The sequence below is a fragment of the Flavobacterium fluviale genome, assembly GCF_003312915.1.
GTDB lineage: Bacteria > Bacteroidota > Bacteroidia > Flavobacteriales > Flavobacteriaceae > Flavobacterium > Flavobacterium fluviale.
The window spans coordinates 3,405,024-3,418,305 of sequence record NZ_CP030261.1 but is presented as its reverse complement, the minus strand read 5'-3'; the positions used below and the strand labels follow the sequence as shown (position 1 = coordinate 3,418,305).

General features: G+C 33.7%; 11 protein-coding genes. 2 read left to right on the top strand and 9 right to left on the bottom strand.

From position 1 onward, the window contains the following. Window positions 1-123: 123 nt before the first annotated feature. From ilvD to HYN86_RS14960, 3 genes are all read right to left on the bottom strand, one after another. Entirely contained in the window at window positions 124-1,797 is a 1,674-nt protein-coding gene (gene ilvD, locus HYN86_RS14970) for a dihydroxy-acid dehydratase (protein WP_113678766.1), read from the bottom strand. A gap of 270 nt (window positions 1,798-2,067) precedes the next feature. Continuing rightward, entirely contained in the window at window positions 2,068-3,186 is a 1,119-nt protein-coding gene (gene leuB, locus HYN86_RS14965) for a 3-isopropylmalate dehydrogenase (RefSeq protein ID WP_113678765.1), read from the bottom strand. A gap of 80 nt (window positions 3,187-3,266) precedes the next feature. Next, on the bottom strand, window positions 3,267-4,442 hold the full coding sequence (locus tag HYN86_RS14960) for a 2-isopropylmalate synthase (RefSeq protein WP_113679961.1): 1,176 nt from the start codon (window positions 4,440-4,442) through the stop codon (window positions 3,267-3,269). A gap of 155 nt (window positions 4,443-4,597) precedes the next feature. On the opposite strand from HYN86_RS14960, the gene HYN86_RS14955 reads away from it, so the two are divergent. Further along, a complete protein-coding gene (locus HYN86_RS14955) occupies window positions 4,598-6,142 on the top strand; it encodes a hypothetical protein (RefSeq protein WP_113678764.1) in 1,545 nt (514 codons plus the stop codon). 238 nt (window positions 6,143-6,380) lie between these two features. On the opposite strand, the gene HYN86_RS14950 is transcribed toward HYN86_RS14955, so the two are convergent. After that, window positions 6,381-8,036, bottom strand: a complete 1,656-nt coding sequence (locus HYN86_RS14950) for a M1 family metallopeptidase (RefSeq protein WP_113678763.1) — start codon at window positions 8,034-8,036, stop codon at window positions 6,381-6,383. Window positions 8,037-8,210: 174 nt separating this feature from the next. Here HYN86_RS14950 and HYN86_RS14945 point away from each other — a divergent pair, with 174 nt between their 5' ends. Further along, window positions 8,211-8,909: a carbohydrate-binding family 9-like protein gene (locus tag HYN86_RS14945; RefSeq protein WP_113678762.1), complete on the top strand. Its 699-nt coding sequence runs from the start codon at window positions 8,211-8,213 to the stop codon at window positions 8,907-8,909. A gap of 82 nt (window positions 8,910-8,991) precedes the next feature. Here HYN86_RS14945 and hisIE read toward each other — a convergent pair whose 3' ends face one another. The 5 genes from hisIE to hisB all read right to left on the bottom strand — a co-directional run bounded on the left by hisIE (window position 8,992) and on the right by hisB (window position 13,161). Continuing rightward, complete coding sequence (gene hisIE / locus HYN86_RS14940; protein WP_394336098.1) at window positions 8,992-9,594, bottom strand: bifunctional phosphoribosyl-AMP cyclohydrolase/phosphoribosyl-ATP diphosphatase HisIE; 603 nt, start codon at window positions 9,592-9,594, stop codon at window positions 8,992-8,994. 88 nt (window positions 9,595-9,682) lie between these two features. Continuing rightward, the gene (hisF, locus tag HYN86_RS14935) at window positions 9,683-10,438 is read right to left on the bottom strand and encodes an imidazole glycerol phosphate synthase subunit HisF (protein ID WP_113678760.1); all 756 of its coding nucleotides are present in this window, start codon (window positions 10,436-10,438) and stop codon (window positions 9,683-9,685) included. Window positions 10,439-10,519: 81 nt separating this feature from the next. Further along, window positions 10,520-11,245 (bottom strand): 1-(5-phosphoribosyl)-5-[(5-phosphoribosylamino)methylideneamino]imidazole-4-carboxamide isomerase, encoded by a 726-nt coding sequence (gene hisA / locus HYN86_RS14930; RefSeq protein WP_113678759.1) that lies wholly within the window; start codon window positions 11,243-11,245, stop codon window positions 10,520-10,522. A gap of 117 nt (window positions 11,246-11,362) precedes the next feature. Then, entirely contained in the window at window positions 11,363-11,956 is a 594-nt protein-coding gene (gene hisH / locus HYN86_RS14925) for an imidazole glycerol phosphate synthase subunit HisH (RefSeq protein WP_113678758.1), read from the bottom strand. Window positions 11,957-12,024: 68 nt separating this feature from the next. Continuing rightward, on the bottom strand, window positions 12,025-13,161 hold the full coding sequence (gene hisB / locus HYN86_RS14920; RefSeq protein ID WP_113678757.1) for a bifunctional histidinol-phosphatase/imidazoleglycerol-phosphate dehydratase HisB: 1,137 nt from the start codon (window positions 13,159-13,161) through the stop codon (window positions 12,025-12,027). Window positions 13,162-13,282: the final 121 nt, after the last annotated feature.

Genomic DNA, 13,282 nt, shown 5'->3' with positions numbered 1-13,282 from the left:
AATTCAATGGCAAAAATCAATCTCAATTATAAATTTTAAGTTGATCTTTTTATTTTATTGCTGTTTAATTTTTGATATTGTAATTGTAATTGATATTGATTTTTGATATTGTTATTTTATTAATTAATTATCGGTAACACAGCCTGTTGATGCACTAGAGACCGATCTTGCGTATTTAAGTAAAACTCCTTTTGTAACTTTTAACGGCGGCTGTACCCAAGCCGCTTTTCTAGCTGCAAATTCTTCGTCGGAAATTTTCAGGTCAATAGTATTTTTCACGGCATCGATCGCAATTAAATCGCCATCTTTTACTAGAGCAATACCACCACCATCATAAGCTTCTGGTGTAACGTGTCCTACCACGAATCCATGCGAACCTCCAGAGAACCTTCCGTCTGTAATAAGAGCACAGCTGCTTCCTAATCCAGCACCAATAATAGCAGATGTAGGTTTCAGCATTTCAGGCATCCCTGGACCACCTTTTGGCCCGCAATACCTGATGACGACTACATTACCTGGTTTAATTTTTCCGGCTTGAAGACCTGGAATTACTTCAAATTCACCTTCAAATACTACAGCTGGACCTTCAAAATATTCTCCTTCTTTTCCGCTGATTTTTGCTACAGCACCTTCAGAAGCAAGATTTCCATATAAAACCTGAATATTTCCAGTTGGTTTTAACGCTTTTTGAATTTCATGAATTACTTGTTGTCCGTCTTGTAAATCTGGAGTAGAAGCTAAATTTTCGGCAACTGTTTTTCCTGTTACGGTTAAACAATCTCCGTGAATAAGTCCTGCTTTCAATAAATATTTCATTACTGCTGGAATTCCTCCCACTTCATGAATATCTTCCATCATGTATTTACCACTTGGCTTCATATCAGCAAGAACTGGCGTTCTGTCATTAATTGCTTGAAAATCATCCAAAGTAATTTTGATATCAACAGAGTGAGCCATTGCAATTAAGTGCATAACTGCATTTGTAGAACCTCCTAAAACCGCTACAATTGTAATAGCGTTTTCAAAAGCCTTACGGGTCATAATATCCCTTGGCTTAATATCTTTTTCTAATAAAATTTTGATTGCAGCTCCTGCAGCAACACATTCGTCTCTTTTTTCCTGACTTAAAGCAGGGTTTGATGAACTGTATGGTAAGCTCATTCCTAATGCTTCAATTGCCGAAGACATTGTGTTTGCTGTATACATCCCTCCGCACGCACCAGCACCTGGACAAGCATTTTGAATAACTCCTTTGAAATCTTCTGGAGTAATTTCGTTTTTAACTTTTTTACCTAAAGCTTCAAAAGCTGATACAATATTAAGAGATTCACCTTTCCATTTTCCTGAGTGAATAGATCCTCCGTAAACCATCATTGCTGGACGGTTTAAACGTCCCATTGCGATTAAAGCTCCCGGCATATTTTTATCACAGCCTGGAATTGCAATTACACCATCGTACCATTGCGCTCCAACAACTGTTTCTATAGAATCTGCAATTACATCACGAGAAACCAATGAATAACGCATTCCTTCCGTTCCGTTAGAAATTCCGTCACTGACACCAATGGTATTAAAAATAAGTCCGACAAGATCTGCATCCCAAACACCTTTTTTAACATCTTTTGCTAAATCGTTCAAGTGCATATTACAAGTGTTACCATCGTAACCCATGCTCACAATTCCAACTTGTGCTTTTTTTAAATCTTCTTCAGTTAAACCAATTCCGTACAACATTGCTTGCGCCGCAGGCTGTGTTTGATCTTGAGTGATGGTCTTGCTGTACTTATTTAATTCCATTATTGTTTTATTTTATTTTTAATTTTTATTCCAAAAAAAAACCTTCCAGTATTTGGAAGGTTTGTAATATAGTTTTTCAATTATATTTATAACATTCCCGATGCAGATGTGTGAATCACATTGACAACAACGACAGAAGTAATAATAATTGAGATTTGCATCATTTATTTTTTAGTGTTACAAAAGTAAGTAAACTTCTGGAAGTAAAAAAATAAAATCTCAACATTTCAAAGACTTCTTGTTATTATATTCACTTTTTAACAAAAAATATTAAACAATCGTCGATTGTCCAATACTAACATTGTCATTATTAAAATACAGTAAATCATCTTTACTGAAAATAAAATTAGAAATGAACTCCCCTACTTCATTTGTTCCGAATTTTGAATCTGGTTTTAAATCAACTGTAACTACTTTATATTCAATTGCTTTTTCCACCGCTTTATAAACTACATGGGCTTCTTTAGTTAATCCAAAATGCTCTAACAAAAGCGCTGCGGCTAAAATCGAAGCAATCGGATTGGCAATGTTTTTTCCTTTTGCCTGCGGATATGATCCATGAATAGGTTCAAACAAAGCATTTTTTTCTCCTAAAGATACCGATGGCAGTAAACCAATAGAACCTGTAATTACGCTGGCTTCATCAGATAAAATATCTCCGAATAAGTTCTCAGTCAAAATCACATCAAATTGTTTCGGATTTAAAATCAACTGCATTGCCGCATTGTCAACAAATAAAAAGTCAAGCTTAACATCTGGATAATTTTCGCTCACTTTCTGAACTACTTTTCTCCACAATCTTGAAGTTTCCAAAACATTAGCTTTGTCTACCATTGTTAACTTTTTGCGTCGTTTTTGTGCCGATTTAAAAGCTAAATGTGCAATTCTGGTGATTTCTTCTTCTGAATATTCACATAAATCTGAGGCATGCGTTCCTTCTTCATTGAGTGTTTTAGCTCCGAAATAAGCACCGCCTGTTAATTCTCTGAAAATTGTAAAATCAGCTCCTTCAATAATTTCTCTCTTTAAAGGAGAAGCTTCAATTAACGCTTTGTAAGGTTTTATCGGACGAATATTCGCAAACAAACCTAATTCTTTACGAAGTTTCAATAAACCTTGTTCAGGTCGAACTTTTGCATTCGGATTATTATCATATTTAGGATCTCCGATTGCACCAAGCAAAACTGCATCTGTATTTAAACATAGATTTAGTGTTTGTTCCGGCAAAGGGCTTCCTGTTTTATCAATTGCAACTGCTCCCATGAGCGCATCTTCAAAAACAAATTCATGATTATAAACTTCAGCAATAGCATACAATGCTTTTTTGGCTTGTAAAATAACCTCAGGTCCAATTCCATCTCCTGGCAAAACTGCAATTTTCAAATTCATAACGTCTCGTTCTTTATGTATTTAAATCCTTATATTATTTTTCTCTTTCTTCTGTGCTCTATTTTCTATTCTCTTCTTAACTAGCTTCTAATTAATTCACCTTCAATTTTAGAAGCCTCGATGATTTGATGAATATCAGCATCTAAAACTTCTTTTTTGATATCAGCAAATTTCAAAAACTCAACATAAACAGTGTCTAATTGTGTTTTTGTAAGCTCGTAACCCACTTTTTTAGCTCTATAAGCCAAAGCAGCTCTTCCGCTTCTTGCAGTTAAAATAATCGAAGATTCGTTTACACCAACATCAAGCGGATCCATGATCTCGTAAGTTGCTCTGTTTTTAATTACACCATCTTGGTGAATACCAGAACTGTGTGCAAAAGCATTTGCTCCTACAATCGCTTTATTTGGCTGTACAATCATTCCCATACTTTCAGAAACCAAACGGCTCATTTCGTTTAATTCTCTAGTATTAATGTTTGTATCTAAATTTAAATACGGGTGTTGTTTGAAAATCATTACCACTTCTTCAAGTGCAGTATTTCCAGCTCTTTCACCAATACCATTAATAGTACATTCTATTTGTCTTGCTCCATTTATAGCCCCTGCAATTGAGTTTGCAGTTGCCATTCCTAAATCATTATGACAGTGACATGAAAGGATTACGTTTTCGATTCCTTTTACGTTTTCCTTTAAGTATTTAATTTTTGCTCCGTATTCTTCTGGAAGACAATATCCAGTAGTATCAGGAATATTCAGTACTGTTGCTCCAGATTTAATAACTTCCTCACAAACTTTAGCCAAGAAAGCGTTGTCTGTTCTACCTGCATCTTCTGCGTAGAATTCAACATCTTCTACATACGATTTTGCGTGTGCTACAGCATATTTTGCTCTTGCAATAATATCTTCTGGCGTAGTATTTAATTTGTGGAGTATGTGAGATTGTGAAGTTCCGATTCCAGTATGGATTCTTGGTTTCTTAGCGTGCTTCAAAGCAGCTGCCGCAACATCAATGTCGTTTTTTACAGCTCTTGTTAGTCCGCAGACAGTTGCATTTTCTACAATTTTACAAATCTCAGAGACGGATAAAAAATCGCCTGGACTTGATACAGGAAAGCCTGCTTCGATGATATCAACTCCCATTTTGTCAAGTCTTTCTGCGATAACTAATTTTTGTTTAGTATCTAACTTACATCCTGGAACTTGTTCACCATCTCGCAAAGTGGTGTCAAAAATTTGAACTTTCTCTCTATTCATATTCATTTATTTAATGTAATTTCACATCTTGATAACAAATATATATCGTACTATCGCAGTACGAAATTCATTTTAATGAAATTATACTGTTCATAAAACGATTTATACCCTATTAACTAATTTATTATCAATAAGTTACATTATTATTTTTTACAATGGCTAACCATCAAAAAGATTTCTTATTTGTTTTAATCAAATCACTTTCGAAATCAGAAAAAAGACAGTTTAAAATTTTTGCAAGCCGATTAGAAACGAGTTCAAATACAAAATTTATTGAATTATTCAACATTCTCGATAAATCGGAAGTTTATGATGAAAAACTCATTCTTAAAAGTGGTATTATCCAAAAAGTACAGCTATCTAACTTAAAATCATACTTGTACAAACAAATCTTAGTAAGTATAAGATTGAATATTCCCAGCCAAAATATTCGTTACCAGCTGCGCGAACAAATGGATTTTGCCGTAATTCTTTATAATAAAGGATTGTATAAACAGAGTTTGAAAATTTTAGATAAGACCAAACAACAAGCGCTGGAGAATGATGAAAAATATATGGCGTATGAAATTGTTGAATTTGAAAAACTAATTGAATCCCAATATATTACCCGAAGTATTCAGGGACGCGCCGACGAATTGGTTGTTCAAGCCAAAGAATTAAACTACCGCAATACGATTTCAAGCAAATTATCGAATTTATCGCTTCAGTTATACGGAATCATGCTAAAAACGGGATACGTAAAAAGTGATGCGGAATACAAATATATAGATGACTATTTCAATAGGCATATTGCAAAATTGGATGAAAGCAAATTCGGATTTCGCGAAAAATACTGGTTTTACAATGCTAACTTGTGGCGAAGCTTTCTAGTTCAGGATTTTCTGGCCAGCTATAAATATGCCTATAAATGGGTACAGCTTTTCTACGATAATCCGAATATGATTTATCTTAATCCAGTATTTTTCTTAAAGGGAAATCATTATTTCTTGGAATCGCTGTATATGTTGAAGTACAAATCTAATTTCAAAAAATACTTGAATCTCTTAGAAGAAACTATTGCAGATCCCAAATTCCCTGTAAATGACAATATTGCATCGCTTTCATTTTTATATGTGTACAATAACAAACTGAATCTGCACATCTTAGAAGGAACTTTTGCGGAAAGCGAATATTTAATTCCAGAAATTTTAAGCAGACTTAAAGTACATAGCGAGCATCTTGATGAGCACCACGAGATGTTGTTTTTCTATAAAATTGCTTCTATTTATTTTGGTGTTGAAAAATACAATGAATGCATTAATTATTTAGATAAAATAATCAACAACAAGAACTTAACCATGCGCGAAGATTTAATGTGCTTTGCGAGATTATTATCTCTGATTGCGCATTATGAACTTGGAAAGGATTATTATTTAGAAAATCACCTTAAGAGTACATATAAGTTTTTATTGAAAATGAATGATTTACATGAAGTTCAAAAAGAGATCATCAAATTCCTTAGAAATTTAAATAACTTTTATCCAGCCGATATTAAGAAGGAATTCAAAAAAATGCACGCTCGTTTTGTGGAACTTGAAAAGAACACTTATGAAAAAAGGGCTTTCTTATATCTTGATATTATTTCTTGGCTTGAAAGTAAAATTGAAAACAGAAAAATTGCTGATATCATAAAGGAAAAAGCGAAATTGAATAATAGATAATCTTTTAAATTCCAATAAAAAAAATCCAAATTCCAATAAAAAAAGGGCTGAAAAACAAGATTTTTTTTAGCCCTTTTTTGTCATTTCGAACGAGGGGAGAAATCACAAAATGTTACGAAAACAATAACCTGACAGGTTTTAAAAACCTGTGGGGTTTAATTTAAAAAACTTAAATAAAAAATCCCAAACGCCAATTAATTGGAATTTGGGATTTTTTATTTTGAAATTTTAAAAAACTTTATTCAACAATATTTGAAGTCGTTACATAGAAATTTTTATCTACTTCAAGCTTTCTGTCTTCATTTGTTGTTTTTACCGACTGCCATTCTGTGGTTGGTTTTAACAAAGTTTCCACTCCATTAATTTTAACCTTTACAGGCATATCAAATTTTGAGACACAATTTGTCCAGTGGTAGCCCAGTGTTCCGTTTTTAAACATATATTCCAAAACAGGAATTTGAGTTGTCGTTAAATATTGTGCAAAGACGCGGTTGAAATTAATTCCCGACTGCTCATTAATATAATCTTGAATCTGTTTTGAAGTAACCGTTTGATGGTAAAAAGTCTTATTTAAACCTCTTAAAATCGATTTCCATTTAGCATCATCATTAATAATTTGACGCATTGTATGAAGCATATTCGCTCCTTTCGGATACATATCACCAGATCCTTCATTATTTACATCATAATGCCCAATAATTGGAGTATCATTCTGAATGTTTTTTCTGCACCCAATTACATATTCTGCCGCAGCTTCTTTTCCATAGTAATATTCAATAAAAATACTTTCCGAATAATTAGTAAAACTTTCATGAATCCACATGTCAGCAATATCCTTGTAAGTAATATTATTAGCAAACCATTCGTGACCCGATTCGTGAATTATAATAAAATCGAATTTTAATCCCCAGCCCGTTCCGCTTAAATCGCGTCCTAAATAACCTTGTTTGTATTGATTTCCATAAGTTACAGAACTTTGATGCTCCATTCCTAAATAAGGAACTTCAACTAATTTGTAACTGTCTTCATAAAAAGGATAAGGTCCAAACCAGCTTTCAAAAGCTTTAAGCATTTTTGGAGCATCTTTAAAATGCTCTTTAGCCAAAGCTAAATTATCTTTTAAAACATAATAATTACAATCTAAATCACCTTTCTCTCCTTTGAATACTTCAGAAAAATTAACGTAATCACCAATATTAATATTTACTCCGTAATTGTTTATAGGGTTTGAAACATACCAATTAAATGTTTTTGTTCCATCCTTCTCTTTTTTAACACTTTGCAATCTTCCATTTGAGACTTCGGTTAAATCTCCAGGAACATTTACGCTGATTAACATATTTTCTACTTCATCATACATATGGTCTTTACAAGGCCACCAAACACTCGCGCCTAAGCCCTGACAAGAAGTTGCGATAAAATCTTTTCCGTTTTTATCTTTTTTCCAAGAAAAACCGCCATCCCATGGCGCTCTAACCGCTTCTTTTGGTTTTCCACTAAATGAAACTACAATTTCTTTTGTGTCTCCAACTTTTTGCTTTTCAGTTAAAGTAATAAAGAATGCATTTCCATCTCTTTCAAACTTTAAATCCTTACCGTTTTGAGTCACCTTTGTAATATTCATTGGCTCCTGCAAATCAATCTGCATTCGATTGTTTTCTGTTAAAACCTTATAGCGAACAGTATTGGAACCTGAAATTGATTTTTCTGAAGGATTTACCTTTACATTCAAATGATAGTATTTCAAATCCCACCAAGCTCTTTCTTTTGTAATGCTCCCGCGCAAAGTGTCTTGATGTGTAAAAACTGTTTCCGACTTATTTAAAAGTCCTTGAGCATTAGCGCTGAAACCAATTAAAAAAGCAGTTAAAATGCTTCCAAAGTATTTTTTCATTAGTTAGAAATATAAAATAATAAGTATTTATCCCAAAGCTTCGGGACTTAATCTGCAACAAATGTAAACATTCGAATTAAGTTTTTTAAAATTTTATGATTTCTATTCGAATGATGATATATCGAAAATCATAATTCTTCTCTATTTTAGCACTATAAAATCAGAGCTCATTTTATGAAATTCTACACTTTCCTCATATTCTTTTTTCTTATATATGTCGCTGGAGGTTATTCTCAGACCATTCCGATTTATAAAACTACTGCAAAAATAACTATTGATGGAGATTTGTCAGATTGGAAAAACCAATTTTTAGGTCCTTTTTTAATTCATAATTCTGGAGAAAAAGCTTCTCAGGAAACTTTTATTTCACTTTCGTGGAATGAAGAAAATCTTTATATAGCTTACAAATGCAATGATTCGAACATCATTGGAAGAGCACAAAAGAAAGATTCGCAGATTTTTTATACAGATGATTTGGTTGAAATTTTCCTTGATCCTGATGGAGATGGAACAAATTATGTAGAAATTGGAGTCAACGCATTTTCAACAAATTATGATCTGCTTTTAAAATGTATTTCTCCTGAATGCGGTGGATGGAAAACGACAATGAATTTTAATATTACTGGATTGGAATCTGTCAGCAAAATAAATCCTGATGGCTATAATGTGGAAATTAAAATTCCATTTTCAAGTCTTACAAAGATAAAAAACGGCAATTTTTTAGAACCGAAAATTGGTACAAAATGGAAAGCAAATACTTTTAGGATTGATTACGGTAACGCGATTGAATATCTTGCATTACAACCTTATAAGAGTTTAAAATTTGGTTTTCATCAGCCAGCAGAATTTGCGGTTTTTGAGTTTGTGGAGTAATTAGTTTTATTTGTTTCAGGTTTCAGATTTCAAGTTATCGCAAAGAACCCTAAACTTGAAACCTGAAACCTGAAACAAAACTTTACTTCTGACGTTTCTTCAAAACATCCACAACATCATTCAGTTGAAAACCTTTCGCCTGCAATAAGATTAAATAATGAAAAAGTAAATCAGCGCTTTCGCTAAGAAATAAATCATCGTTATTATCTTTTGCTTCAATAACAACTTCTACAGCTTCTTCACCCACTTTTTGAGCCATTTTATTGATTCCTTTTTCAAATAAAGAGGCCACATAACTTTTCTCAGAATCGGCATTTTCTCTACGAGTTTTGATTGTGCTTTCTAATTGCGAAATGAAGCCGTAATTCGCCTCATTTGGTTCCTGCCAGCAAGTGTCAGCTCCTGTATGACAAGTTGGCCCGACAGGTTTTGCCTGAATTAAAAGCGTATCGCCATCACAGTCATTTTTAATACTTACCAAGTTCAAAAAGTTACCACTCTCCTCGCCTTTTGTCCAAAGTCTTTGTTTTGAACGGCTGAAAAAAGTTACTTTTTGAGTTTCTATTGTTTTTTGAAGCGATTCTTCGTTCATATAACCCAGCATCAAAACATTTTTTGTTTCTGAATCTTGGATTATAGCCGGAATTAATCCGTGTGCGCTTTTGATATCGATGTCCATTTTAATTTTAGATTTTAGATTTCAGATTTTAGATTCTCTGAATTCTTGTTATTTTAGATTAAATCTAATCTTTCTTCTTGTTTCTTGATTCTCTTTAAAGTCTAACTTCCACTCCATTATTCTTTAGTTCTTCTTTCAAAGCTTTGATTTCGATTTCTTTAAAGTGAAAAACGCTTGCTGCCAAAGCCGCATCTGCTTTTCCTTCTTTAAACGAATCAACGAAATGTTGAATGTTTCCAGCTCCTCCAGAAGCAATAATCGGAATATTAACTAATTCTGATAGTTTCGCCAAAGCCTCATTTGCAAACCCATTTTTAGTCCCATCATTGTCCATCGAAGTGAATAAAATTTCGCCGGCGCCACGTTCTGCTACTTCTACAGCCCAGTCGAATAAATTCAGTTCAGTTGGCACTTTTCCACCCACTAAATGCACAATCCACTGTCCGTCAATTTGTTTGGCGTCGATTGCAACGACAACGCATTGACTTCCAAATTTCTGTGCCAAATCATTTATTAACTGCGGATTTTTTACTGCCGATGAATTAATCGAAACTTTATCTGCGCCATTATTCAACAGAATTTCAACATCTTCAACAGACGAAATCCCGCCGCCAACGGTAAACGGAATATTGATTTTTTCCGCCACGCTTCGTACCATATTTACCAGCGTTTTGCGTCTTTCTTCTGTCGCCGAAATATCCAAAAAAACTAGTTCGTCTGCACCTTCTCTCGAATAAATTTCAGCCAATTCTACAGGATCGCCAGCATCGCGCAAGTCAACGAAATTAACACCTTTTACGGTTCTTCCGTTTTTTATATCTAAGCAGGTTATTATTCTTTTTGCTAACATTTCTTTAATGTGTTAATTAGAAAATTAGTCAATTAGATAATTATTTTCGTCACGCATAAATTATCTAATTATCAAATTTTCTCATTTTCTAATTATAAAATCCTCTAACTGTTTCAAAGTGATTCTCCCTTCGTAAATCGCTTTTCCTATAATCGTTCCTTCGCAGCCTAATTCCGCTAATCTGGGTAATTCATCGAAGGTTGAAATTCCGCCGGAAGCGATTAATTTTATTTCTTTTGCTTCTCCTAAAATTTTGCTGTATAAATCAAAACTTGGACCTTCAAGCATTCCGTCTTTCGCAATATCGGTACAGATAACATATTGAATTCCTTTTGATTGATAATCCTGAATAAACGGCACTAAATCTTCATTTGATTCCTCTAACCAACCAGAAACCGCGATTTTTTCATCTTTAGCATCAGCACCTAAAATAATTTTTTCTGAACCGTATTCTGAAATCCATTTTTCGAAAATCGCTCTGTTTTTCACCGCAATACTGCCGCCGGTAATTTGATTTGCACCGCTTTCAAAAGCAATTCTCAAATCGTCATCCGATTTTAATCCGCCTCCAAAATCGATCTTTAAACTTGTTTGCGTCGCAATTTGTTCTAAGATTTTATAATTGACAATTTTACTCGATTTTGCGCCATCAAGATCTACTAAATGCAAGTATTCAATTCCGTGTGCTTCAAATGATTTCGCTACTTCAAGCGGATTCTCGTTGTAAATTATCTTGGTATCATAATCACCTTTGGACAAACGAACACATTTTCCGTCAATGATATCTATGGCTGGTATTATTCTCATTTTTCTATTTTAGATTGTTGATTTTAGAATTTAGATTATTCAAAAAAGATTACTGAATTACTAATTTCTAAAATTGATGTTTTGATTAAAATTGATTTTGATATTGGAATTTGGGATTTATTCTTTGGAATCTAACTTCAAAAAATTCTCTAAAATTCTCTCTCCTACATCCCCGCTTTTCTCTGGATGAAATTGAGTTCCGTAAAAATTATCTTTTTGCAAAGCCGATGCATATTCCAGATCGTAATTCGTTGTGGCAATGGCTTCATCGCAATTTGGCGCGTAAAAACTATGAACTAAATACATGAACTCATTTTCCGAAATTCCCTTAAATAAATCCGATTTTAAGTCATAAATCTGATTCCATCCCATTTGCGGGACTTTAACGCTGTTTGAGAATTTTACAACATCAATATCAAAAATACCTAAACCTTTTGTATTTCCCTCTTCAGACGAATTACACATTAACTGCATTCCCAAACAAATGCCTAAAACGGGTTGCTTCAATTGCGGAATCAAACTATCCAAACCGCTTTCGCGAAGTTTAAACATCGCCGAACTAGCCTCGCCCACACCAGGAAAAATCACTTTATCTGCCGACTTAATTTCATTAGGATTGTTACTCAAAACAGCTTTAAATCCCAATCTTTCAATAGCAAACATAATGCTCTGAATATTTCCTGCTCCGTAATTTATGATTACTATTTTCATTAAAAAAGCTTTAAGCTTTAAGCCATAAGCAATAGGCCTAATGCCTACAGCCTATTGCTTATAGCGTTTTACAACATTCCTTTCGTCGAAGGCAAAATCATTTTTTCTGTATCTCTTTTCACTGCTACTTTTATTGCTTTCGCGAAAGCTTTAAAAATTGCTTCGATTTTATGATGTTCGTTGATTCCTTCTGCTTTGATATTTAAATTGGCTTTTGCGCCGTCTGTAAACGATTTGAAGAAATGATAAAACATTTCTGTTGGCATTTTACCGACCATTTCACGTTTGAATTCGGTTTCCCAAATCAGCCAGTTTCTACCGCCGAAATCAATTGCTGCCTGCGCTAAACAATCGTCCATTGGCAAACAGAATCCGTAACGCTCGATTCCTAGTTTATTTCCCAATGCTTTTGCGAAAACTTCTCCTAAAGCAATTGCCGTATCTTCAATTGTGTGATGTTCATCGACTTCTAAATCACCTTTTACAAGAATTTCTAAATCCATTTGACCGTGACGCGAAATCTGGTCTAACATGTGATCAAAAAAAGCAATTCCAGTATCAATTTTACTTTTTCCGGTTCCATCCAAGTTTAAATTGATATAAATATCAGTTTCATTGGTTTTACGAGTTATTGACGCAGAACGTGCCTCTAACTTTAAAAACTCATAGATTTTTTTCCAATCCATGGTTTGCAAAACGATTGTTTCGTCTAATTCTTCGCGTTTTGATGAAATTTCGTTACTGCCAATTCCATCGATATCATTCATGTAGATCGCTTTTGCTCCCAGATTTTTAGCCAATTCAACATCTGTTAAACGATCTCCTAAAACAAAAGAATTTTCTAAATCATATTCTGGATTATTCAAGTATTTTGTCAACATTCCTGTTCTTGGCTTGCGTGTTGGCGCATTTTCTTCTGGAAAAGATCTGTCCACAAAAATTTCATTAAAAACAACTCCTTCGTTTTCAAAAGTTTTTAGAATGAAATTTTGTGTTGGCCAAAAGGTATCCTCAGGAAAACTATCCGTTCCTAATCCGTCCTGATTGGTTACCATTGCTAATTCGTAATCTAATTCGCTGGAAATTTTTGCTAGATATTGAAAAGCTTTTGGATAAAATTCCAGTTTATCTAAGCTGTCTAATTGGTAATTTTCAGGTTCTAAAACAATCGTTCCATCACGATCGATAAAAAGTACTTTTTTCATGTTTTATGTTTTTTGGCTGATATAGCCATTTATTTTTGCTTAAGACTTCTATTTGTCATTTCGACGAAGGAGAAATCTCCGTTTGCTGTGCCTCCCGTTGCGGAATTTCTTGCGAAGATTT

Excerpts from the sequence above, each read along its gene's own strand:
- HYN86_RS14945 (WP_113678762.1), top strand. The coding sequence starts at position 8,211 with ATGAAATTCTACACTTTCCTCATATTCTTTTTTCTTATATATGTCGCT.
- leuB (WP_113678765.1), bottom strand. The coding sequence starts at position 3,186 with ATGAATTTGAAAATTGCAGTTTTGCCAGGAGATGGAATTGGACCTGAG.
- HYN86_RS14955 (WP_113678764.1), top strand. The coding sequence starts at position 4,598 with ATGGCTAACCATCAAAAAGATTTCTTATTTGTTTTAATCAAATCACTT.
- ilvD (WP_113678766.1), bottom strand. The coding sequence starts at position 1,797 with ATGGAATTAAATAAGTACAGCAAGACCATCACTCAAGATCAAACACAG.
- HYN86_RS14960 (WP_113679961.1), bottom strand. The coding sequence starts at position 4,442 with ATGAATAGAGAGAAAGTTCAAATTTTTGACACCACTTTGCGAGATGGT.
- hisB (WP_113678757.1), bottom strand. The coding sequence starts at position 13,161 with ATGAAAAAAGTACTTTTTATCGATCGTGATGGAACGATTGTTTTAGAA.
- hisA (WP_113678759.1), bottom strand. The coding sequence starts at position 11,245 with ATGAGAATAATACCAGCCATAGATATCATTGACGGAAAATGTGTTCGT.
- hisH (WP_113678758.1), bottom strand. The coding sequence starts at position 11,956 with ATGAAAATAGTAATCATAAATTACGGAGCAGGAAATATTCAGAGCATT.
- HYN86_RS14950 (WP_113678763.1), bottom strand. The coding sequence starts at position 8,036 with ATGAAAAAATACTTTGGAAGCATTTTAACTGCTTTTTTAATTGGTTTC.
- hisF (WP_113678760.1), bottom strand. The coding sequence starts at position 10,438 with ATGTTAGCAAAAAGAATAATAACCTGCTTAGATATAAAAAACGGAAGA.